The 20,602-nt window shown below is 72.3% G+C and carries 20 protein-coding genes; 5 read left to right on the top strand and 15 right to left on the bottom strand.

Going from position 1 to position 20,602, the window contains the following annotated elements:
• Positions 1 to 45 precede the first annotated feature (45 nt).
• Positions 46 to 831 (bottom strand): SDR family oxidoreductase, encoded by a 786-nt coding sequence (locus ABZ386_RS24635; RefSeq protein ID WP_355718950.1) that lies wholly within the window; start codon positions 829 to 831, stop codon positions 46 to 48.
• Between the two features lie 80 nt (positions 832 to 911).
• Between ABZ386_RS24635 and ABZ386_RS24630 the strand changes: the two genes are divergently transcribed.
• A complete protein-coding gene (locus ABZ386_RS24630) occupies positions 912 to 1,751 on the top strand; it encodes a hypothetical protein (protein ID WP_358965851.1) in 840 nt (279 codons plus the stop codon).
• Between the two features lie 3 nt (positions 1,752 to 1,754).
• On the opposite strand, the gene ABZ386_RS24625 is transcribed toward ABZ386_RS24630, so the two are convergent.
• Entirely contained in the window at positions 1,755 to 3,620 is a 1,866-nt protein-coding gene (locus ABZ386_RS24625; protein ID WP_356618989.1) for an MFS transporter, read from the bottom strand.
• 199 nt (positions 3,621 to 3,819) lie between these two features.
• On the bottom strand, positions 3,820 to 6,687 hold the full coding sequence (locus tag ABZ386_RS24620; protein ID WP_358965849.1) for a D-alanyl-D-alanine carboxypeptidase: 2,868 nt from the start codon (positions 6,685 to 6,687) through the stop codon (positions 3,820 to 3,822).
• A gap of 235 nt (positions 6,688 to 6,922) precedes the next feature.
• Between ABZ386_RS24620 and ABZ386_RS24615 the strand changes: the two genes are divergently transcribed.
• The 3 genes from ABZ386_RS24615 (at position 6,923) to ABZ386_RS24605 (ending at position 9,215) form a co-directional block, all read left to right on the top strand.
• A complete protein-coding gene (locus ABZ386_RS24615) occupies positions 6,923 to 7,678 on the top strand; it encodes a GPP34 family phosphoprotein (protein WP_114253636.1) in 756 nt (251 codons plus the stop codon).
• 291 nt (positions 7,679 to 7,969) lie between these two features.
• Positions 7,970 to 8,827: a helix-turn-helix transcriptional regulator gene (locus ABZ386_RS24610; RefSeq protein WP_114253635.1), complete on the top strand. Its 858-nt coding sequence runs from the start codon at positions 7,970 to 7,972 to the stop codon at positions 8,825 to 8,827.
• 196 nt (positions 8,828 to 9,023) lie between these two features.
• Positions 9,024 to 9,215 carry a DUF397 domain-containing protein gene (locus tag ABZ386_RS24605; RefSeq protein ID WP_114253634.1) on the top strand — a complete coding sequence of 64 codons (192 nt, stop codon included), beginning with the start codon at positions 9,024 to 9,026 and terminating at the stop codon, positions 9,213 to 9,215.
• Positions 9,216 to 9,321: 106 nt separating this feature from the next.
• Here the strand turns inward: ABZ386_RS24605 and ABZ386_RS24600 are convergent, their stop codons facing one another.
• From ABZ386_RS24600 to ABZ386_RS24590, 3 genes are all read right to left on the bottom strand, one after another.
• Positions 9,322 to 10,200, bottom strand: coding sequence for a MerR family transcriptional regulator (locus ABZ386_RS24600; protein ID WP_351338895.1), 879 nt, complete (start codon positions 10,198 to 10,200; stop codon positions 9,322 to 9,324).
• 68 nt (positions 10,201 to 10,268) lie between these two features.
• Positions 10,269 to 10,772, bottom strand: a complete 504-nt coding sequence (locus ABZ386_RS24595; RefSeq protein ID WP_351338898.1) for a glutathione peroxidase — start codon at positions 10,770 to 10,772, stop codon at positions 10,269 to 10,271.
• 9 nt (positions 10,773 to 10,781) lie between these two features.
• Positions 10,782 to 11,765, bottom strand: coding sequence for a winged helix-turn-helix domain-containing protein (locus ABZ386_RS24590; RefSeq protein WP_355722561.1), 984 nt, complete (start codon positions 11,763 to 11,765; stop codon positions 10,782 to 10,784).
• A 109-nt stretch (positions 11,766 to 11,874) separates the two neighbouring features.
• Here ABZ386_RS24590 and ABZ386_RS24585 point away from each other — a divergent pair, with 109 nt between their 5' ends.
• Positions 11,875 to 13,062 carry an MFS transporter gene (locus tag ABZ386_RS24585; RefSeq protein WP_355722564.1) on the top strand — a complete coding sequence of 396 codons (1,188 nt, stop codon included), beginning with the start codon at positions 11,875 to 11,877 and terminating at the stop codon, positions 13,060 to 13,062.
• An 18-nt stretch (positions 13,063 to 13,080) separates the two neighbouring features.
• Here the strand turns inward: ABZ386_RS24585 and ABZ386_RS24580 are convergent, their stop codons facing one another.
• The 9 genes from ABZ386_RS24580 to ABZ386_RS24540 form a co-directional block, all read right to left on the bottom strand.
• Positions 13,081 to 13,554: a MarR family transcriptional regulator gene (locus ABZ386_RS24580; RefSeq protein ID WP_355722568.1), complete on the bottom strand. Its 474-nt coding sequence runs from the start codon at positions 13,552 to 13,554 to the stop codon at positions 13,081 to 13,083.
• 33 nt (positions 13,555 to 13,587) lie between these two features.
• Positions 13,588 to 14,271 carry a nucleotidyl transferase AbiEii/AbiGii toxin family protein gene (locus tag ABZ386_RS24575; protein ID WP_358965847.1) on the bottom strand — a complete coding sequence of 228 codons (684 nt, stop codon included), beginning with the start codon at positions 14,269 to 14,271 and terminating at the stop codon, positions 13,588 to 13,590.
• Between the two features lie 141 nt (positions 14,272 to 14,412).
• The gene (locus ABZ386_RS24570) at positions 14,413 to 15,219 is read right to left on the bottom strand and encodes an SAM-dependent methyltransferase (protein WP_355722575.1); all 807 of its coding nucleotides are present in this window, start codon (positions 15,217 to 15,219) and stop codon (positions 14,413 to 14,415) included.
• Between the two features lie 127 nt (positions 15,220 to 15,346).
• A complete protein-coding gene (locus ABZ386_RS24565; protein WP_358965845.1) occupies positions 15,347 to 15,841 on the bottom strand; it encodes a hypothetical protein in 495 nt (164 codons plus the stop codon).
• 199 nt (positions 15,842 to 16,040) lie between these two features.
• Positions 16,041 to 16,733 carry a polysaccharide deacetylase family protein gene (locus ABZ386_RS24560; protein ID WP_358965843.1) on the bottom strand — a complete coding sequence of 231 codons (693 nt, stop codon included), beginning with the start codon at positions 16,731 to 16,733 and terminating at the stop codon, positions 16,041 to 16,043.
• Between the two features lie 2 nt (positions 16,734 to 16,735).
• Entirely contained in the window at positions 16,736 to 17,419 is a 684-nt protein-coding gene (locus tag ABZ386_RS24555; protein ID WP_114253625.1) for a glycoside hydrolase family 11 protein, read from the bottom strand.
• A 279-nt stretch (positions 17,420 to 17,698) separates the two neighbouring features.
• The gene (locus ABZ386_RS24550) at positions 17,699 to 18,616 is read right to left on the bottom strand and encodes a calcium-binding protein (RefSeq protein WP_355727609.1); all 918 of its coding nucleotides are present in this window, start codon (positions 18,614 to 18,616) and stop codon (positions 17,699 to 17,701) included.
• Between the two features lie 176 nt (positions 18,617 to 18,792).
• Positions 18,793 to 19,707 (bottom strand): aminoglycoside phosphotransferase family protein, encoded by a 915-nt coding sequence (locus ABZ386_RS24545; protein WP_351338924.1) that lies wholly within the window; start codon positions 19,705 to 19,707, stop codon positions 18,793 to 18,795.
• A 100-nt stretch (positions 19,708 to 19,807) separates the two neighbouring features.
• Complete coding sequence (locus tag ABZ386_RS24540; protein WP_358965840.1) at positions 19,808 to 20,416, bottom strand: dihydrofolate reductase family protein; 609 nt, start codon at positions 20,414 to 20,416, stop codon at positions 19,808 to 19,810.
• Between the last annotated feature and the right edge of the window lie 186 nt (positions 20,417 to 20,602).

The following is a 20,602-nucleotide window of genomic DNA, read 5'->3' as shown; positions in this document are numbered from 1 at the left end:
AGGTAAAGATGTTCGGTGTACTGGCCTCGGTTCAGCTATCTGAACTCAACGCATCAGCTCCCCCGCGTTGACCAGCAACGACTGCCCGGTGATCGCCCGCGCCCGGTCCGACGCCAGGAACACCGCCGCGTCGGCCACATCCGTGTCCGTGGCCAGATCGGGCAGCGCCATCCGTCCCGTCAGCCGCTCCAGAACGGCTCCCTCGGGCACGCCCTCCGCCCGCGCGGCGGACCGCACGTACGCCCGCACCGGCGGCCCCCACATCCACCCCGGCAGCACGGTGTTGACCCGGATCCGGTACGGGCCGAACTCCCGGGCCAGCGAGTACATCGCACTCGTCAGCGCCCCCTTCGACGCCGCGTACGCCGCCTGCCGCACCTGCGACGGAGCCGCCACGGCCGACTGCGTCCCGACGAACACCACCGACCCGCCGCCCCGTTTCAGCGCCGGCAGGCAGGCCCGGGTCATCCGCAGGGTGCCCAGCAGGTTCACGTCCAGGACGGAACGCCAGGCCTCGAAGTCCGCGTCCTCAAGCCCGCCGAAGTACCCGTCGAGCGCGGCCACATGGACCACGGCGTCGATCCGCCCGAACCGCCGGACCGCCAGCCCGGCCAGTGCCTCGCACTGCGCCTCGTCGCAGATGTCGGTGGCCCGGTACGCCGTACGCGCCCCGCCCGGGTCCAGCTCCCCGGCGGTCTTCGCCAGGTTCGCCTCCGTCCGGGCCCCGAGCACGGCACGCCCCCCGTCCCGCACCACGGCCGCCGCGACCTGCCGCCCGAGCCCGGCCCCCACCCCCGACACCACGACGGTCTTCCCCGCGAGCAGCGACATGGCAGGACCTCCCCGAACCTCTGGCGCATTACCTGACGGGCCGTCAGAGTATGGGCCAGCCGCCGACGAAGGGGAAGGCAATGAGTGACGACACCCGCAGCGAGCTGTACGCAGAACTGGCCGCCGTCGGCCCCTACGGCACCCGCCCCGGCCACGCCCTGATCACCATGGTCGAGCCGCATCCGGGCCACGAGTACGCCTACAACCGCTGGTACGAGGACGACCACTACTACGCCGGCGCGATGGCCATGCCCTGGATGTACGCCGGCCGCCGCTGGGTCGCGACCCGGGACCTCCAACTCCTGCGCTACCCCGAGAAATCGGCGATCGCCCGGCCGGTGACCACCGGCTGCTACCTCTCCACGTACTGGATCACCGCCGGCCGCTACGACGACCACATGCGCTGGACGGTCGCCATCAACAGGCGCCTCAACCGCGACGGCCGCGTCTACCACGACCGCACGCACGTCCTCACGGCGTTCCAGGACCACGAGACGACGGTGTACCGCGACGGCGCGGCCGGACCCCGGGACGTCCACGCCCTCGACCACCCCTACGCGGGCCTGGTCCTCCAGGTCGTCGAGTCCGACAGCCCCGAGCAGCGCGCCGCCCTGCTGGAGTGGCTGCGCACCCGCCACCTCCCCCAGCGCCTCGCGGGCTCCCCGGCCGCACTGGTGACCGTCTTCCGCCCCACCCCCCTCCCCGGCGACCGCATGACCTACGTCAAGCAGGTCGAGGGCGTCGACACCCGCCTGACCCTGCTGTGGTTCCTCCAGGCGGACCCCAGGGAGTGCTGGGAGCACTCCTTCACCGGCCTGGACACGGCGGTGGCGGAGTCGGGCCTGGGCAGGGTGGAACTGGTGGCGCCGTTCAGCCCGACGGTGCCCGGCACCGACCGGTACGTGGACCGGCTGCGCTGAGCGTCAGCGCAGCTCCTCCGGGCACGGCGTCCCACGGGGCAGCTGGTACGGCGCGGCCAGGCGGTACGTGCCCGCCTTCGGGGCCAGCAGCTCCGTCCACCGGTCGCCGTGCGCGTCCTCCTCCGTCTCCGTCAGGCAGCCGTTGACGTTGACGTACGTCTTCGGCTCGCCCTCGGGGCGGTCCCGGGACTCCGGCGTCTCCTGGGGCGGCTTCAGGCTCTTGCCCTCCGCGTCGACGATGCTCAGCCACGGCGAGTACGGGATGCGGACCAGGATCCGGCCCGCCTTCCTCACCCTCAGGACCATCTCGCCCTGCTCGGCCCGCTCGACGACCGCGTTCGGCTCGGCCAGCGGGGTGGGGGCGGTCACCTTGAACAACTGCCAGTTGGCGTCGCCCCACACCTGGTTCAGATACGGCAGACCGCGCTGCACCAGCTCCCGCTCGCGCTCGCCGCCGTCACCGTCCGGCTCGTCCTTCGGCAGCACGACGTAGTGGACCGCCCAGCGCTTCAGCCACTCGTGGTAGTTCGCCGAGTTGAGCGTGTCGTCGTAGAAGAGGGGGTTGCGTTCCATGTCGGCCTGGCGGTTCCAGCCGCGGGCCAGGTTGACGTACGGGGCGAGGGCGGACGCCTCCCGGTGGGAGCGGGCGGGGACCACCTCGACCCGGCCCTTCTCCGCGCCGACCTCCTGCAACTCGTTCACCAGCGGCGCCAGCTCGCGCGACCAGGACGCCGCCGGGGCCGTGTGGACGATGTCGTCGGTCGACTTGAAGCCGATCCACGCCGTGAAACCGACGAAGGCCACCACGATCGCGTACCACTTGCGGCTCCGCGGCACCGTGAAGGGCAGCGCGGCGACCAGCGCGACACCCGCGAACAGCATCGCCAGCCGCGTGATGTTCGAACCGATCTGGGAGCTGATCAGCCACACCAGCACGACCCCCAGGCCGTACACCGCGGCCGTCAGCCGGACCGTCTTCCAGTCCCGCGGCACCAGCGCGTAGACCAGGATCGAGAAGGCCAGCGGCAGGATGACCGAGCCGATGGCCATCGGCTGCGTCCCGGAGAAGGGGAACAGCCAGGCCGACACCGCCACCACCGCGCTCGGCGCCAGACCCAGCGCCCAGGCACCGGGACGGCGCTTCTGCAGGAACAGCGCCACCGCCACCAGCCCCACGAACAGGCCCGCCACCGGGGACGACATCGTGGCCAGCGCGGCCAGCGGCGCCGCGCACAGGGCCTTCGCCCAGCGCTTGTAACGCCAGCGGTACGGCCAGCAGAACACCACGGCGACCGCGCCGAGCGCGAACATCATGCCCAGGCCGAAGGTCACCCGGCCCGACACGGCGTTGCAGAACAGCCCGAACACCCCGGCCAGGGACGCCCAGAGGGGATTGCGGACGGCGCGGCTGCGGAGCAGGAGCAGCGTGAGCAGCCCGGCCGAGACCGTCCCCGCGATCATCATCGTCGTCCGCACGCCGAGCACCGACATCAGATACGGCGACACCATGCTGTACGACACCGGATGCATGCCGCCGTACCAGGCGAGGTTGTACGCCGAGTCCGGGTGCCGCCCGACGAACTCGGCCCAGGCGTCCTGCGCGGCCAGATCGCCACCGCTGTTCGCGAACGTGAAGAACCAGACGACGTGGAGGACTCCGGCCAGCCCGGTGACGGACAGGACCGGGTGCCGCAGCATGCGCTCACGCAGGGTCAGCAGGGCGGGGTGCAGCCGGGATGCGACGTCACGGCCGGGCGCGCCGGTCTCCTCCCGCGAGGCGCCCTCCGGCCCTGCGGGCACGCGTATTCGCGGGCCGGACACCGGTCCCGGATCGGCGTCGTCGGCGCGTGTCGGCTCCGCAGTGGCCACTCGAAGGCACTCCCCGTGTCCCGATCTTCTGTTCTCGGCTCGTTCTTCCTCCCGGCCGTGTTCCGTTCCCCCCGGTTCACGGCCGTGGCCGCCGCGAACGGCGACCTGTCCCGGTTCGGGACGCTAGCACGCACCCCGCCGGGCGGCGCCCGGACGGGCCGTTACCGGCGGAGTGCGGTCGTGCGGGGCGCGTCCCGGGTCAGCCGAGACGCGTGAGCTTGGCCCCGAAGCCCGGCTCCACCAGGTCCTCCTGGAGGGCGACCGGGACCTTCACGGCGCTGGTCGTGCCGTCACCGACGGTGAGCGTGCCCACCTTCGTGCCGGCCTTCGCCGTGTGCGGCAGGTCGTCCGCGGCGAACGTCAGCTTCACGGACAGGCCCGACCAGCCGACGGCCGTGACGTCCTCGGTGACGGCGACCGGGGTGCGGCCGCCGAGACCGTCGTCCGCGTACCCGACGACCGTGCCCTTCTTCAGGATCGTCGCCGACTCCAGCGCGCCCTGCGCGGCCCGGATCAGCTTGTCGCCCTCGTAGAGCGCGGCGCCCAGGATGGTGTTGTCCGGGCCGCCCGCGGGCTGGCGCACCACCGCGCCGATGATCCGGCGCGTCTCGCCGTTCACGTCCTTCTTGGCCGCGAAGACGAGGTTGCCGAGCGCCGAGGTGGTGGTGCCGGTCTTGATGCCGGTCACGTCGTTGGAGCCGACCAGGCGGTTCCAGTTGTCGTGCTTGGTGCCCTTGTAGTCGACGTACGACATCATCGCCGCGACCTCGCGGAAGGCGGGCTGCTGCATGGCGGCCTTGGCGAGCTTCACCTGGTCCACGGCCGTGGAGACGGTCGTGTTGTTCAGGCCCGACGGGTCGGTGTACGTCGTGTTCTTCATGCCGAGGTCCTTGGCGGCATCGTTCATCTTCTGCACGAACGCCTTCTCGGACCCCGCGTCCCAGCGGGCCAGCAGCCGCGCCACGTTGTTCGCGGACGCGATCAGGATGCTCTCCAGTGCCTCCCGCTGGGAGATCTTGTCGCCCTTGGTCACGTCGACTGTGGACTCCTGGCCGGCGTCGGACTGGTCCTCGGCGGCCTGGTCGATCTCGATCTTCGGCCCCTCGGCGCCGCTCTTGAGAGGGTGGTCGCGCAGGATGACGTAGGCGGTCATGACCTTGGCGACGCTGGCGATCGGCACGGGCTTCTGCTCGCCGGACGAGCCGAACGTACCGATGCCCTGCACGTCCAGCGCGGCCTGGCCCTTGGCGGGCCAGGGGATGTCGACGTTGCCGCCCTTGAAGGTGTAGCTGTCCTTCGCGGTGAGGTCGAGGGTGGGTGCCGGCAGCGGCCGGACACTCTGTACGACCGCGAAGACCACCACCAGCAGCAGCACCAGCGGCGTCCAGATCTTCACCCGCCGTACGGCCGTCCGCAGCGGGGTGTCCGGGGGCGGCGGGGTGTTCGTCAGCTCGGCCAGCAGATCCAGCGGCGGCTTCGGCGGCAGCGGCTGCTGCGTGGTCCGCTCCGGGCCGACGGTGGGCACGGGGGCGGTGGCGTCGGCGGGGGCGGCCGGCTGGGCCGGTGCGGAGGCCGCCGGCTTCCGGGTCGCCGGGTCGTCGAGGGGCTTGAGCGCGACGAACTTGCTCGTCCGCTCGGCTTCCCTCTCGGGAACGTCCTTGGCGGCCCCGCCGAGCTTCAGCATGGTGGTGGGCTGATCGACGGGCGGCCGGACGGCCTTGAAAACGGCGGTGGGCTGATCGACGGGCTGGCCGCGGCGCTCGTCATCGGTGTCGCTGGCGTCGTCGGTGTCGGTGTCGCAGGTGTCGTCGGACGCGGCCTTGCCATCGCTGGGCTTGCCGCCGGGCGCCTTCTCGCCGCTGGGCTTGCTGCCGGGCGCGGCCTTCTCGCCGCCGTCGGGCTTGCCGGCGGGCCCGGGTTCCTCGCGAGCGTCTTCGGCGTCGGGCTCGACGTCGTCTTCGGCGCCCTTGTCACCGTCGCCGGAGGCAACGGCTGCGCCTGCATCGGCGCCGGCCTCAGATTCGGCCTTCGGCTGTGTCTTCGGGGCGGCCTTGGGCTCGGCGTCCGGCTTGGGGTCCGCGTCGGCCTTGGGCTCGGCGTCCGGCTTGGTGTCGGCGTCGGCCTTGGGCTCTGCGTCCGGCTTGGTGTCCGGCTCGGTCTTCGACCCGGCCCTCGAATCGGTCTTCGGCTCAGTCTTCGGCTCGGCCGCGGACGCGGCAGGGCCCTCCTCGCCGCCGGAGTCGGCCTGCGCCGCTCCCGCGTCATCGGCGCTGCCGGAACGGTCCGCCTCAGCCGCAGCGACCCCGCCAGGGCCCTCCTCGGCCTTCTCGGACGCCGCTCCTGCGGCTTCCTGGCCGCCCTTGGGCTCGCCTTCACGGCTGTCCCGGGGGTCAGCCCCCTGCCCCGCGCCTTCGGCGGCCTCCTGGCCGTCCTGCGCGTCCGTCTCGATGTCCGTGGTCTCGGCCGTGGTCTCGTCCGCGCGCTCGGCCTCACGGCCGTCACCGGCGTCCGTGCCGGCCTCTGGGGCCCCGGTGGGCTTCCCAGCCTCCTGGGCGTCCGTGTCGGCCTTCGCGGGCTTCTCAGCGCCATCGGCAGGCTGCTGCCGGGCGTCCGCTGAGGCCTTGTCGCCCCCCTGGCCGGCAGCAGGCTCCTTGCCCTCGTCCGCCGAAGCGACCCACGCGGCGACGGCGTCCCGCAGCCGCCCGTCACCGGCAGTGGCGCCACCGCCCGGCTCACCGGAGCCGGAACCCGCACCCGAAGACTCCCCGGCCCCCTTCACAGCCGCCGCCGCACCCTCGCTGTCCGAGTCGCTCTCACCCTGCCCGGCGTCAGCCGGGGGTGTCGCGGTGTCGTCGGACGGGCGCGTGGACAGGACGCGGGTCGCCGTGTCGACACCCCCGCGCCCAGAGGACCTCTCCGCGTCCCGGGCCACCGCGAGGCGCGGGTCGCGCGGTTCGCGCGTGTCCGCCGTCTCGCTCCTGGCCCCGGGAACCGGACCCGCGCTCCCCGACGTCGGTTCTGCCGACGACTCGCGCTGCTTCGACCTGTCGGGGGACTCGCCCGCCACCGATGCCTCCTCCTCGCGCCGCACTCCCCGCGTGCGCGTACGAACCGTGAACCGCCGCCCTGACACCGCTCCCCGGCGCTGTCCGAACCATGTACCAGTGTCCTGTGTGCGGACCGGACCCATCCGGTAGACGAGAACGACATACCTACTGGTTCCACTACGAACCGGTCACGCACCCTCGACAGACCAATGTGAGAGGGGTCACCCTGTCATTCATCCACGCGGGGAGGCATGGATGGGCAGGAGCCGCAGAACACTTCCGGAGGAGCTTCTGTTGCTGGCACTGGACCCGACCACGGGTACCACTGCGCAGCCGCAGTCGCTCGACCTCGGTCTGGCCGGAGCACAGCTAGTAGAGCTGGCGCTGGCCGGACGGATAGCCCCAGACGGGGATCGTATCGCCGTGGTCGTACCACGGCCGACTGGAGATCCAACGTTGGACTGCGCGTTGGAGTTGCTGCGTAGGCGCGGCGCTCCCGTGCGGGCAGTGAACTGGATTGGCGGGCCGCGTCTCGGGCTCCGCCAGACCTACCTCTCGCATCTGGAGCGGTGCGGCATGGTGCATGCCGTGGCGGGCCAGATGTGCGGAGTGCTGCCGACGACTCGCTACCAGGCGACGGACAACGAGATCAGCCGGGAGATCAGGGCCCGGCTGGATTCGGCGATCCGCACCGGCGTACCGCCGGACCCGCGGACCGCGGCGCTCGCCGCCCTGGCACACGCGGTCGGCCTCGGCAAGCACCTGTATCCGGGCAACGAGGGACGTTCGTCCCGATCCCGGCTGCGGGACCTGATCAGGCACGACCCCATGGGCGGCCTCGTGGCGCACGCCGTGATGGACGTCCAGAACGGCGTGGCGGCCCAGCCGCGCCGCAGCCCGGCCCCGTCCGGCCGTCAGGCCGCCGGCGGAACCCGGGCCGCAGCGGAACCCGCCCGCGGCGTTCCGATGCAGCCGCGCCGCGGCCCCATGGCGCGCGTCGCGGCCCACTGAGCCGCGCCGCGCCGGCAGCACGGCAGCGCACCACCAGCACACGGCACCGCACCAGTACGACCGACGACCGGCACACGCAGCACGGGACCCCAGAACCCGGTCACCGGGAGCCGCTGTCCGAGCGGGGCGGAGAGAGTGCAGACTCTCGCCGCCCCGCTCGGCGTGCCGTGCCCGAACTGGCGTGTACCCGTCGCATATCCACCGTTTCCCAGCGGTAGGAAGCACCTTGGTGGCAGTCTGCTCAACAGCAGATACGCAAAGTAGAGGCACGCAGCCGGAGGTGCACGTCCCGTGGCGTCCAATGTCAATCCCACCGTCAGGCGGCGCCGGCTGGGCCAGGAGCTCCGCAGGCTCCGCGAGCTCAAGGGCATGACGGCCGAGGAAGTGGCCGAGCGGCTGCTGGTGTCGCAGTCGAAGATCAGCCGCCTGGAGAACGGGCGGCGCAGCATCAGCCAGCGCGACGTGCGCGACCTGTGCGGGGTCTACGAGGTCGAGGACCAGCGGATCGTCGACTCGCTGATGCAGATGGCCAAGGACTCGCGCCAGCAGGGCTGGTGGCACGCCTTCGGGGACATCCCGTACAGCGTCTACATCGGCCTGGAGACGGACGCCGAGTCGCTGCGGGTCTACGAACCCCAGATCATCACCGGCCTGTTGCAGACGCGGGCGTACGCCGAGGCCATCATCCGGGGCGGTTCGCCCGAGGCGACGGAGGCGGACAACGACAAGCGCGTCGAGGTCCGGCTGCGCCGGCAGGGCCGTATCACCGCCGAGACGGACCCGCTGCGGCTGTGGGTGGTGCTGGACGAGGCGTCCCTGCACCGGGTCGTGGGCAACAAGGAAGTGATGCGCGAGCAGCTGGAGCATCTGATCGAGATGTCGCAGCTGCCCCACATCACCGTGCAGGTGCTGCCGTTCGAGGTCGGCGCGCACGCCGGCATCAACGGCCAGTACTCGATCCTGGAGTTCGCCGACGCGGCCGACTCCAGCGTGGTCTACATCGAGGGCGTCACCAGCGACCTGTACCTGGAGAAGCCGCTCGACGTGCAGAAGTACACGGTGATGTACGAGCACCTGCGCGCCCAGTCGCTGAACGTGGACCAGTCGCGGCAGCTCATCGAGCGCCTGGCCAAGGACTACGCACGCTGAACCGCTGCCGGAAGGGGACTTCCCCCGGGCAAAACGCGGGATGCTACACCCCTGACACGCCTGACTGGAAGTCTCCCCTGGAATATGCCATCCAGTCGAGTGAATGACTGCTCCGAACGAGGATGTGGGCGAGTAGCGTCGATCACGCCAACCACCAGCACGGGTTGGCGTAAACGCAACTGGCTACGGAGCGAACATGGCAATTCGTCTGGGCGCCACGGAAACGTGGACGACGTCCTCCTACACCAACAACAACGGCGCCTGCGTGATGGTCAGGTCGACCGTCGAAGAGGCCCTGGAACTCGGGGACACCAAGGTCCCCGAGGGCCCCAAGCTGGCGTTTCCCGCCGACGCGTGGAACGCCTTCGTGGCCTCGGTCAAGGCCTGACCCCGGCACCGACGCCCGCACAAGCACCACCGACAGAGCCCTCTCGACCAGCATCGCCGTCCTAGCCGAGAGGGCTCCGCTTGTGCCCGCAGTCCCTGCGGAGGGCTCAGCCCACCGGGAACGCCACGTCACACACCGGGTCCCCGGGTCCCGCCGCGGCCCAGTCGGCGAAGTACAGCTCCCGGCAGGGACCGGTCGCCGTCAGCCCTTCCGCCGCCATCCACTCCTCCACCGCCTCGAACGCGGCCAGGATCTGCGGATGCGCCACCTGCGCCTTGGTGATCCTGGTGTACGCCAGCCGCCCGGCCGGCTCCACCCGCACGGCCGTCTCCCAGGACCGCCCCCGCCGTTCCGCCCAGGCCCGGGCCGCCGCCTCGTCGGCGACCGGCACGCACGCCTCCGCCGGACCGTCGCTCTCCATCGACACCTCGGAGTAGTAGGCGACGTACGGCACCCCGGCCACGCCGCCGCACTCCCGGGCCGCCTCCTCCAGCCGGCCCAGCGCCGCCCCGATCCACGTCGGCAGCTCGTCCGCCAGCGTGTGCCGCCTCTCGGTGATCACCACCTGCGCGGGCATCTCCACCGTCTCGACCGTGAACTTCCCGTACATCTCGGAGCTCCTCCCCGACAGCCGTCCACGGAGGTACTCGGCGAGCGTCCGCTGTCCCGCCACCCGCGCCTCGACATCCGCCCAGTACGCGCCGAGCAGCTCGGCCGCCGCGGGCCCGTCGCCCGCCGCGACCACCTCGGCGATCCGGGCGAGCGGCATGTCCAGCTGCCGCAGCATCGCCACCAGCCGGGCCTGTTCGACCTGGCCGGCGCGGTAGTAGCGGTAGCCGGTGGCCTCGTCGACGTACGCCGGGGCCAGCAGCCCCAGCCGGTCGTACAGCCGCAGGGCCTTGGCCGACAGCCGGGCGCGCGCGGCGAACGCCCCGATGGTGAGCAGGTCCCGGTCCGGTACGTCCACCACGGCATCCTCCGTCATCGGGCGGCTCTTCCACCCGATGACGAGGACGCTCGGCCCTGCCCCAGGGGCAAGGTCAAGCGGGGCCGTCAGCCGAGCTGGGCCTCTATCGCCGCCACGACCTCCGCCGACTCGGGCTCGGTCTGCGGGGAGAAGCGGGCGACGACCGTGCCGTCCCGGCCGATCAGGAACTTCTCGAAGTTCCAGCGGATGTCCCCGCTGTGCCCCTCGGCATCGGCGAAGCCGGTCAGGCGCTCGTACAGCGGGTGCCGGTTCTCGCCGTTGACCTCGACCTTCTCGGTCATCGGGAAGGTCACGCCGTAGGTCGCCGAGCAGAACTCGGCGATCTCCTCGGCGCTGCCCGGCTCCTGGCCGAGGAACTGGTTGCAGGGCACCCCGAGCACGGTGAAGCCACGCTCGGCATAGCGCTCGTGGAGCTTCTCCAGCCCGTTGTACTGCGGGGTCAGGCCGCACTTGGAGGCCACGTTCACCACGAGCACCGCCTTGCCCGCGTACTGGGACAGGTCGGCGGAACCGCCCTGAAGCGCACCGATCTCGACGTCGAGGGGAGAGGAACCGTTGGTAGTCGTCATGAGCGGATGCTAGCTCCGGCGGGTGACGGGCCGGTGCTGGGCCTCCAGGAGCATCTGACCCGCCGCCGTCCGCGCGTACAGCACCGACCTGCCCGCCCGGCGCCGCTGCACCAGCCCCGCGTCCAGCAGTACCCGCAGATGCCGCCCGACCGAGCCGAGGCCCTGGCCCGTCACGGCGACCAGCTGGGTCGTGCTGAGCGGGGAGTCGAGCAGCACGAGCACCGCGGCGCGCGCCGGCCCGAGCAGCGCGCCCAGGCTCGCGGGCGCCGCCCGGGCGGCGGGGTCGGTGAGCGCGCCCGCGCACGGATAGACCAGGGCGTACCGGCCGGGCTCCTCCCAGGACACCCAGCCGCTCTTCGGGGTGACCGGCACGAACAGCAGCTCGGCGCCCGAGATCTCACGCGGCGGATACTCGTGCAGGTTCACCTGCAGCCGGTTGCCGCCGAGCCACCGCGTGCGTCCCGGCCGCAGCGAGTCCACCACCGCCGCCCAGCCGCCCCGGCTCACCTGCGCGGTCCGGGCCACCACGTCGGCCTCCAGGACGCGCCGGCGCCGCTCCCAGTCCGGGCGTACGGCCCGCGCCCAGACGTACTCCAGCAGCGCGGCCGCACGCTCGGGCAGGTCGTCGCGGTCCAGTACGGCGGGGAGGGGGCCGGCGAGGGAGACGGTCAGGTCGGCACGGGCCTGGCCGGGGTCGGCCGCGCGCACCCGCGCGACGCCGTCCGCGAAGGACTCGCCGTCCCGCGGGGTCGGGGTGAGGAAGTCGGCGATCCAGTCCTTGCCGAGCCCGGCCCGCACCAGCCGCGCGGTCACCGGGTCGGCGGCCAGCCGGGCCCGGTAGTCCGGCAGATGGGCGTCCAGCCAGACGCGTTCACCGGGGTGGGTGGCGACGCCCGCGTGGAGCAGCTTCAGCGCGGCGAACGTCTCGGCGAGCGGGGAGAGACAGAAGCGACTCGCGGCGAGGGTATCGGCGTTGATCTGCCACCAGCCCATGCCCACCCCACCACCTTTCGCGCCCTGGCCGCTGCCTTCCCGCGCCCACCACCTTTCGCGCTGCCGCGAAACAATAACGAGGTGCCGGCGCTGCTCGCAGACTCGGCGCATGCGCAGCTACCGGCAGCTCTTCCGCACCCCGGAGTTCACCCCCCTCTTCCTCGCCTCCTCGGCCAACGTCCTGGCCCAGACGATCGGCGGACTGGCCCTGGGCGTCCTGGTGTTCCGGGCGACGGACTCGCCGCTGCTGTCGGCGCTCAGCATGTTCGGGCAGTCGCTGACCCAGGTGCTCGGCGCGACGTTCCTGCTGTCGGGCGCCGACCGTCTGCCCCCGCGGTCCGCCCTGACCGGCATCTCCCTCGTCCTGGCCGCCGGCACGGCCGTACTCGCCCTGCCCGCGCTGCCCGTCTGGGCCGTCTTCGCCGTCCTCCTCGGCCAGGGCCTGGCCGCCTCGCTCGGCGGGGGAGTGCGCTGGGGGCTGGTGAACGAGATCCTCTCCGACGACGGCTACCTGCTGGGGCGTTCGGTCTTCAACATGATGTCCGGGGTCGTGCAGATCCTCGGATACGCCACCGGCGGCGTCCTGGTGGCGGTCCTCTCCCCACGCGTGTCCCTGCTGCTGGCGGCGGCGCTGTACGGCGTCGCTGCGGTCGTCATCCGCCTGCGCCTGACCCCGCGCCCGCCCCGCGCGACGGGCCGCCCCTCGGTGTCGGCGACCTGGCGCGCTAACGCGCTGCTCTGGTCGTCACCGCCCCGCCGCCAGGTCTATCTGGCCCTCTGGATCCCCAACGGCCTGGTCGTCGGCTGCGAATCCCTCTTCGTCCCCTACGCCCCCGAGTCCGCCGGCACCCTGTTCGCCTGCGCCGCGCTGGGCATGCTGGCCGGTGACGTGCTGGTGGGCCGTCTGCTCCCGCCGCGGCTTCGCCCCCGCCTGGGTTTGCCGCTGCTGCTGCTCCTGGCCGTCCCGTACGTGCCGTTCCTGCTGCGTCCGCCGCTGCCGCTCGCGGTGGCCGCCGTCACGCTGGCGTCCGTCGGCTTCGGCGCGGGCCTCGTGCAGCAGGAGCGGCTGGTGGCCCTGACCCCCGACGACCTGACCGGTCATGCCCTGGGGCTGCACTCGGCGGGCATGCTCACCATGCAGGGCGTCGCGGCGACGCTCGCGGGATCGGTGGCCCAACTGACCTCACCGGCCCTGGCGATGACGGCGATGGCGGTGGCGTCGGCCGCGGTGACACTGTCCCTGATGGCGGCGGGACGACGGGAGCAGCGGGCGACGACGCCGGTGCCCGGGAAGTGAACGCCCCCCGGGATCCCGCTACTTGCTGTCCGAGACCCTCCCGGTCTCCACGAACACCTCGGGCACCTCGTTGTCGACCACGACCCGCGACAGCAGCGCGGCCAGCCGGTCCCGCTCGGCGCCGCTGAGCCCGGACGGCAGCGCCTGAATCCGGCGGCAGGTCTCGGCGTAGAACTCCTCGGCGAGCGCGGCCCCTTCCTCCGTCAGCGCCACCCGCACGGCCCGCCCGTCCCGGGGATCGGCCTCCCGCCGGACCAGCCCCCGCCGCACCGTCCGGTCCACCAGCCCGGTCAGACTCGACTTCGCCAGCCCCAGCGTCTCGCCCAGCTCACCCATCCCGTACGGCTGCGGCAGCAGCACACAGAGCAGCTGTCCCTGCTGCGGCGTCAGCCCGTACGACCGGCTGGCCTCCGCGTACACCCCGTCCACCAGGAACGCCGCCCGTACCAGCGCGGCCACGACTCCCACCTGCCCGCCTGCCCCTTTCCCCATCCGGCCAGGGTACCGACCGGTAAGTCCCGCGGGTCACTCCTCCTCGGGGGCCTCGCCCTCGATGAGCCGCTCCGCGATGTCGTCGGCCCACTCCTGCGCCCAGCGGCGGAGCCCCGCGACGGCCCCGACGTCGAGGCCCTGGGCGGTGAACGCGCTGTCGTCGAGCCAGTCCGTGCCGGTCAGCCGGGCCTGGAGGTCGGTGAGGTCGAAGGTGTCGGGGGCGTGCCGACGGCCCAGCTCCTCCAGTTCGGGGTGGCTCCAGCGGGCCGAGGCGGCGTGTACGTCGACCAGGTCGCGGGTGAGTCCCCGGTCGGCCAGGTCCCGCACCCGGGTGCCGACGAGGTCCTCGAGGGACAGGGCCGGCCCGAGTTCCGTGACCACGGGCGGGCGCCACAGCACCTCCTTGCGCAGGCCGACCTCGAACTCCGCACCGCTCGCCGCGTCGGTGACCAGGAACTGGGCGGCCAGCGGGCCGGTCTCCAGGGTCCGCACCAGCCAGCCGCGTGCCACCAGCCCGGTCCGGACCGTGTCGGCGATGGCGTCCATCCCGGCGGGGTGCTCGGTGGCGACATCCACGTCCCGCCCGGCCCGCGCCACGAGCCCGTGCGCCAGCACCGCGTACCCGCCCGCGAGAACGAGGGAGTGGGCCTCACCCACCGCGACCAGATCACCGAGCAGCCGACGGGAGGGCTCGGGGACGGGGGGTGGGTCGGGCATGTCCTGATTATCGCGTGGGGGGTGGTGGGGGGCTGGGGTGACGGATCCGGACGGGTGAAGGAGCCTTTTTGGGGCCGGCCTTATGTGGGGGCGCGGGGGACTGCGCGACCAGCCCCCACGGCGCCGCACCACACCACGGACCTACGCCGGCTTGCGCCCCACACCGCAGTACGCATCCACGGCACCGGCACGGCCATGGCCCCCCTCCGACGGCCCAGGCCGCCACTCCGGCACCCGCACCACCCCGGGCTCGACCAACTCCAGCCCGTCGAAGAACCCGGCGATCTCGGCAACAGGCCGGACGTAATACGGCACGGCCCCACTCGCGTTGTAGGCCTCGGACGCGGCGATCATGCCCTCACTCGTCGCCGTGCTGTCGCTGATCACCAGATGGCTCCCGGCGGGCAGCCCGGCCATCAGCCGCCGCACCAGCTCCCGCGCCCGCTCGTACTCGGCGACGTGCCCCAGCGTGTTGAGGATCATCAGCCCCACCGGCCGCGAGAGGTCGAGCGTGCCCGCCGCGGCCGCCAGCACGGCCTCGGGGTCGTAGAGGTCGGCGTCCAGGTACGCCGTCCTGCCCTCGGGCGTACTGGTGAGGAGCGCGTTGGCGTGGGCCAGGACGATGGGGTCGTTGTCGACGTAGACGATCCGGGCGTCCGGGGCCACGCGCTGGGCGACCTCGTGCGTGTTGTCGGCGGTCGGCAGCCCGGTGCCCACGTCCAGGAACTGCCGCACGCCCTGCTCCCCGGCCAGGTACCGGACCGCGCGCCCCAGGAACCGGCGGCTCGTGACCGCCACGTCGACCAGGCCCGGGAAGATCGACTTGATCTGGTCGCCGATCTCGCGGTCGACCTCGTAGTTGTCCTTGCCGCCGACGAAGTAGTTCCAGAAGCGGGCCGAGTGCGGCTTGGAGGTGTCGATACGGGCGCGCAGGCTGTCGTCGGGCACGGCAGGGCCTCCTGGGGGGTGGGAAGGGACACCGGTCCACCAACCTAGGTGAACCTCCCCAGGGGATACGGACGTTGCCTCCCCTGCCGTCGACCCGCCATGGTTTTTCGGCCAAGCAGCCCGGCCGTCACACCCCGCGGGAGGCGAACCCGCCCAGCTCCCCGCCGCCGGTCCGGCCGCCGTCCCCGCTCCGGTCGGTCACCAGCCACACGCCCCACGCCAGGGCCCACAGCGACAGCCCGGCGACGAACGGCGTACCGAAGATGATCAGCAGCCCGGCCCCGATGTTGGCGCCGACACCCCCCGCGGTGAGGATCCGCCAGCCCACACCGGCCATCAGCCCGACGACCACCAGCGGCCCGATCACCCCCCACCAGCGCGGATCCAGCGCCCCGCGCCGCGCACCCCGCACGAGCACGGTCGCGCCCAGCCCCGCCAGCACCAGCGCGAGCCCGCCGAACACCGCGGCGACGCCGTCCCCGATGTCCCACGGCTGGAAGGCGTAGTCGAGCTCACCCGCCGGCAGCCCCTCGTAGTTCTGCTGCCCCATCAGTCCCCAAGCGGCAACGGGCACACCACCGACGAGCGCGGCCCCGGCCGAGAGCAATCCCCAGTTCCTCATACCACCAGGATCCCGGCCCGGGAGGGGACCGTCATGAGCACACGTACTCAGGTACGAAGACCGTCGAGGCCGACGGGGGCGCCTGAACCGCCGGGGCGGACGCTCCTGAGGTGTTCGAGTAGGAGCATGTCGGCAGCGCGACGGTCCTGGGGGCCGTCGCGCTGGGGTGGGGTGTGTTGTGGGTTTTCGGCTCGTCGGGTCAGGCGGGGGGCACCGCGCGTCCCGTCTGGGGGGAGATCGTGCCCGGGCAGAGGCCTCGGGAGGCCAGGTTCTGGGCGATGCGGGGGATCGCGGCGAGGGTGTTGGCGGACCAGTCGTGCATGAGGATGATCTGGCCGTTGGTGAGGCGGGCGGCGGACTGCGCGATCGCGTCGGTGCTCGCGCCGTTCCAGTCCTGGGAGTCCACGTGCCAGATGATCTCGGTCAGGCCGTGGCGGGCCGCGACCGACCGCACCGTCGAGTTCGTCTCGCCGTACGGCGGGCGGAACAGTTTCGGGGTGCCGCCTCCCGCGCCGGCGATGGCCTGCTGGGTGCGGGAGATCTCGGAGTCGATCTGCGCCTGGCTCAGCCGGGTCAGGTGCGGGTGCGTGTAGCTGTGGTTGCCGACCCACATGCCGGCGGCCACCTGGGCCCGGACCAGCGACGGGTTGGCGGCGGCGTACTGGCCCTGGTTGAACATCGTGGCCCGCAGCCCGTTCCGCCGGAGCGCGTCGAGCAGTCTCGTCGTGTTGCCGGACGGGCCGTCGTCGAAGGTGAGCCCGACGTACCCGGTGCAGGCCGCCGCCCGCGCCGCGCCGGCGGGGGCCGCGGCGGTGAGGGTGGCGGCAGCGGCCGTCGCGAGGACCGTCAGCGCCGTGAGCAGTGCGCGCGGGGAAGGTGCGCCGGTGCTCATCGTCACGGCCCCGTGTGCACGGTGATGTTGGAGCTGCCGCTGCTCCGGTAACCCTCGGTCGCCATGATCATGTAGTACTTGAAGCTGCCCATGGGCATGCCGGCGCGGGCCCACGCGTCGAAGTGGTTGCCGGTGGTGATGGTGCCGCCCGTCCGCTTCGACTGCCGGACGCTCCAGTACTGGTCGAAGGTGCGCGTGCCCTCCACGGACGGGGCGTTGTACCGCGTCGTCTTGTAGATGTCGTACGTGCCGCCGTCGCTGGTGACGGTCCCCTTGTACGTGCCCGTGGGCCGGTACGTGCCCCAGTTGTCGACGATGTAGTACTCGACGAGCGGGTTCGCCGTCCAGCCGTAGAGGGTCAGATAGGCGTTGCCGGACGGGTTGAACGTGCCCGAGTAGCTCACGGTGCGGCGGGCGCCGGTGCTCCAGCCCTTGCCGGCGACGAAGTTGCCGGTGTTCCGCCAGGAGGTGCTGTAACTTCCGGCCCCGGACAGGGTCATGGACACCGTGCCCGGGGCGTCCGTCCAGAACGAGTAGTAGTAGCCGTTGTGGGTGCCGGTCTGGTTCCGGTTGACGACCGTGTCGGCGTGGGCGGTGCCCGGCAGCGCGATGGCCGCCGCCGCGACCAGCAGCAGGGTGCAGACACCGCTGAGGAACAGCCGCAGCCGGCCTGATGACTTCTTCATGGGGGTGCTTCCTCCTCGTCCTCGTGGGGTGGGTGACGGGGGAGCTCTGTCATCGGGAGTGTTGGCCTGGCCCTGTCAACTGTCAATAGTTTCGGCGAGCGTTGCGAAATGTTCGTGGCGCCCCGTATCCCGGGTGCTGGCAATTTCCGCTGTTCAGGCGGTGCTTGGAGTGGGCGGGAGTCATCTGTGCGGGGAGTGCCCTGCCCTTCTGGCTCGGAGGGCAGGGTTCCGGTCCTCGAATGTTTCGAACTGCTTCCGGACCAAAGAGGGGTGTTGTGGTCAGTCCTGGCGGACGACGTTCCTGCCGGGGCCGCCGGAGAGCGTGTCTGTGCCCCGGCCGCCGTACAGTTCGTCGTTCCCGCTGTTCCCGTACATCGTGTCGTCGCCGTCCTCCCCGTGGAGGATGTCGTGGCCCCTCCCGCCGTAGAGGAAGTCGTTGCCGGCGCCGCCGCGGATCAGGTCGTCGCCGTCGTCGCCGGACAGGTGCTGCCGGCCGGCCCCGCCGAGGAGCGTGTCGCCGCCCGCGCCGCCGTCGGCGTGGCTGTCCTCGCCCGAGGAACGGATCGTGTCGTCGCCGTCGCCGCCCTTCGCGATGGACCCGGCGCCGCCGCGGAGCGTGTCGTCACCGGCGTCCCCCCACACCACGGTGACCTCGCCGACCGTGAGGTGGTCGTCGCCCGCGCCGCCGGAGACGCCGTTGCCGCTGACGTCGCCGGTCTCGGTGTACGCGTCCTGGCCGGCACCGAGATCGAGGGAGGCGAAGTAGTACGCCTGGTCGGTGGCGTTGGCGTAGGCGACGACATCGTTGCCGTCGCCGAGGGACATCCTCAGGGCGGGGTACGGGTCCTGGCTCTCCAGGGTGCCGACCGTGCAGGCGACCTTGGTCCGGTCCGTGGCGCTGGGGTACGCGCAGTCGGTGCCCGCGCCGATCGGGACGGAGTCGTCGATCAGGTAGGTGATCCGCGAGGAGTCGTCGGTGATCGTCGCGGTGACGGTCACGTCGTTGGTCTGCCCGGGGGCGGCGGTGTAGACGATCGCCCGCCCGTCGGACGCGACGGCGGCGGTGGCTGCTGCGGCGGGCGTCGCCGCGGCGGCGGTGCCGCCCAGGAGGAGCGGGGACGCCATGCCCGCGCCGATCAGCAGCGTCAGCGCCGACGAGAGACGTAAGGAACGACGGCCGGCCTGGGAAGAGGACATTGCAAAACCTCCGTGAAAGGGAATGGTTCTCGCAATGTGGTGTGACGGCGGGGAATTGGATTTGGTTGTGTGGTGGGATCCCCCAGACGCCAATGGTTCATTGCCTGTCAGCCCCGATTAACCGTCAATTCATCCGCTGTAAGCGTCAATTCACGCGGCGGCCGGGGAATGCCGGGTCAGGGCAAGGCCGCGTCATGGTCGGCCAGGACCTCGTCGATGACCCGGCGGTGGACGGCCGCCTCCTCGGCATCCGTGTCGATGTCCCGCGCCAGGCAGATCAGGGCCTTCCACAGCGCCCACCCGCGCGCCCGTGCCCAGGCCGAGCTGTCCTGGCCCACCGCACGGCGGAAGGCCTCGCGGCTGTCGCCGGTGAACATCGTCCAGGCGATCACCAGATCGCAGGCCGGATCACCGACGCCGGAGGTGCCGAAGTCGATGACGGCGGCCAGCTCGCCGTCCCTGACCAGCAGGTTGTTGGCGGCGATGTCGCCGTGGAACCAGACCGGCCGCCCCCGCCAGGTCGCCCGCAGCGCCGCGTCCCACACCGCGGCGGCCCGGTCGGTGTCGACGCGTCCGGCGAGCGCCGCAAGGGCGCGGCGCGTCTCGTCGTCGTAGTGGGCCGGCGGAGCGCCCCGGTAGAAGCTGTGCGCCCCGGCCGGCGGCCCGCCCGTGGGGTCGACGGCCCACAGGGCGCGGAGGAACTCGGCCACCGACTCCGCGAACCGCGGCAGGTCGGCGATGCGTTCGGGACGGGCCACCTCACCGTCCAGCCAGCCGCGGACCGACCAGTCGTAGGGATAGCCCTCACCCGGCCGGCCGCGCGCCACGATCGGCGGAACAGGGACCGGCAGCGACGGCGCGAGCACCGGCAGCCAGCGGTTTTCCTTGGCGACGGCGGGGACGTAGTGCTCGGCGGTGGGCAGCCGCACGGTCATCGTCTCGCCGAGCCGGTAGGTCCGGTTGTCCCAGCCGTCGACCTCGACCGGTGTCACGCTCAGCCGGCTCCACTGCGGGAACTGCGCGGCGATCAGCCGCCTCACCAACGCCGCGTCGATGCCCGCCCGGCCGTCGGCGGGAGAACTCGTGGTCATACCGGAATGGTGTCCACCGCCCTCCGGCCCGGGCAACGGAATTTCCCGCGCGCGGAGCGGAGTTGTCGCGTCCGTCGTCGTACTTCCCCCCGCCTGCCGCTCAGGACAGCACGCGGTAGCGCACGTGGGTGACCTGCCTCGCCGACCGCGACGTCACCTGCTCCAGGTCCAGCGGGGGCACGCCGTCGAACAGCCGCGTGCCGGCGCCGAGCATGAGCGGCACGATGTGCAGCCGCAACTCGTCGACCAGACCGGCGGCGAGGTACTGGTTGACGGTGGTCGCGCCGCCGAGGACCAGGACATCGCCGCCACCGGCCGCCGCACGCGCCCGCTCCAGCGCCGACGCGATCCCGTCGGTGACGAAGTGGTACGTCGTGCCGCCGTCCATCGGCTCCGGCTCACGCGGGTGATGGGTCAGCACGAACACCGGCGCGTGGAACGGCGGATCGCCGCCCCACCAGCCGTTCCACCGCCGGTCCCAGGCACCCCGCACCGGGCCGAACATGTTCCGCCCCATGACGAAGGCCCCGGCTGCGGTCATCGCCTCGACCTCGGCCCGGTTCTCGCCGGGTGTCTCGAACATCCAGGCGTGCAGCCTGTTCCCGGTCCCGTCTCCGCCGTCGTCACCGAACGGCCGTTCCTCACTCTGGTCGACCCCCGCCGCATAGCCGTCGACCGAGACGGTGATGTCACAGATGACCCTGCCCATGGCTCTCTCCTCCTGGCGACGAGGAATCTTCGAGGGGTTCCGGCGCGTACGTCTCGCCCGGCGTGGGGGGGGCCCCCCGGGGCCCCCCCCCCCCCCCCCCCCCCCCCCCCCCGGCGCCCCCGCCCCGCCCGCGCGGGCCCGGGGCGCCGCGCCCGAAGCGGGGGGGGGGGGGGGCGCGGGGGCCGG

It is taken from the genome of Streptomyces sp. NPDC006140 (assembly GCF_040628815.1).
Lineage (GTDB): Bacteria > Actinomycetota > Actinomycetes > Streptomycetales > Streptomycetaceae > Streptomyces.
Note: the sequence above shows the minus strand (reverse complement) of the source record. Positions and strands in the feature narration are given on the sequence as shown.

Bases quoted from the DNA above. Each gene is read 5' to 3' on its own strand.
- ABZ386_RS24560 (WP_358965843.1), bottom strand. From the start codon at position 16,733: ATGAGCACCGGCGCACCTTCCCCGCGCGCACTGCTCACGGCGCTGACG.
- ABZ386_RS24595 (WP_351338898.1), bottom strand. From the start codon at position 10,772: ATGACGACTACCAACGGTTCCTCTCCCCTCGACGTCGAGATCGGTGCG.
- ABZ386_RS24565 (WP_358965845.1), bottom strand. From the start codon at position 15,841: ATGAGGAACTGGGGATTGCTCTCGGCCGGGGCCGCGCTCGTCGGTGGT.
- ABZ386_RS24550 (WP_355727609.1), bottom strand. From the start codon at position 18,616: ATGTCCTCTTCCCAGGCCGGCCGTCGTTCCTTACGTCTCTCGTCGGCG.
- ABZ386_RS24580 (WP_355722568.1), bottom strand. From the start codon at position 13,554: ATGGGGAAAGGGGCAGGCGGGCAGGTGGGAGTCGTGGCCGCGCTGGTA.
- ABZ386_RS24575 (WP_358965847.1), bottom strand. From the start codon at position 14,271: ATGCCCGACCCACCCCCCGTCCCCGAGCCCTCCCGTCGGCTGCTCGGT.
- ABZ386_RS24605 (WP_114253634.1), top strand. From the start codon at position 9,024: ATGGCAATTCGTCTGGGCGCCACGGAAACGTGGACGACGTCCTCCTAC.
- ABZ386_RS24540 (WP_358965840.1), bottom strand. From the start codon at position 20,416: ATGGGCAGGGTCATCTGTGACATCACCGTCTCGGTCGACGGCTATGCG.
- ABZ386_RS24600 (WP_351338895.1), bottom strand. From the start codon at position 10,200: ATGACGGAGGATGCCGTGGTGGACGTACCGGACCGGGACCTGCTCACC.
- ABZ386_RS24555 (WP_114253625.1), bottom strand. From the start codon at position 17,419: ATGAAGAAGTCATCAGGCCGGCTGCGGCTGTTCCTCAGCGGTGTCTGC.
- ABZ386_RS24615 (WP_114253636.1), top strand. From the start codon at position 6,923: ATGGGCAGGAGCCGCAGAACACTTCCGGAGGAGCTTCTGTTGCTGGCA.
- ABZ386_RS24585 (WP_355722564.1), top strand. From the start codon at position 11,875: ATGCGCAGCTACCGGCAGCTCTTCCGCACCCCGGAGTTCACCCCCCTC.
- ABZ386_RS24545 (WP_351338924.1), bottom strand. From the start codon at position 19,707: ATGACCACGAGTTCTCCCGCCGACGGCCGGGCGGGCATCGACGCGGCG.
- ABZ386_RS24590 (WP_355722561.1), bottom strand. From the start codon at position 11,765: ATGGGCTGGTGGCAGATCAACGCCGATACCCTCGCCGCGAGTCGCTTC.
- ABZ386_RS24630 (WP_358965851.1), top strand. From the start codon at position 912: ATGAGTGACGACACCCGCAGCGAGCTGTACGCAGAACTGGCCGCCGTC.
- ABZ386_RS24635 (WP_355718950.1), bottom strand. From the start codon at position 831: ATGTCGCTGCTCGCGGGGAAGACCGTCGTGGTGTCGGGGGTGGGGGCC.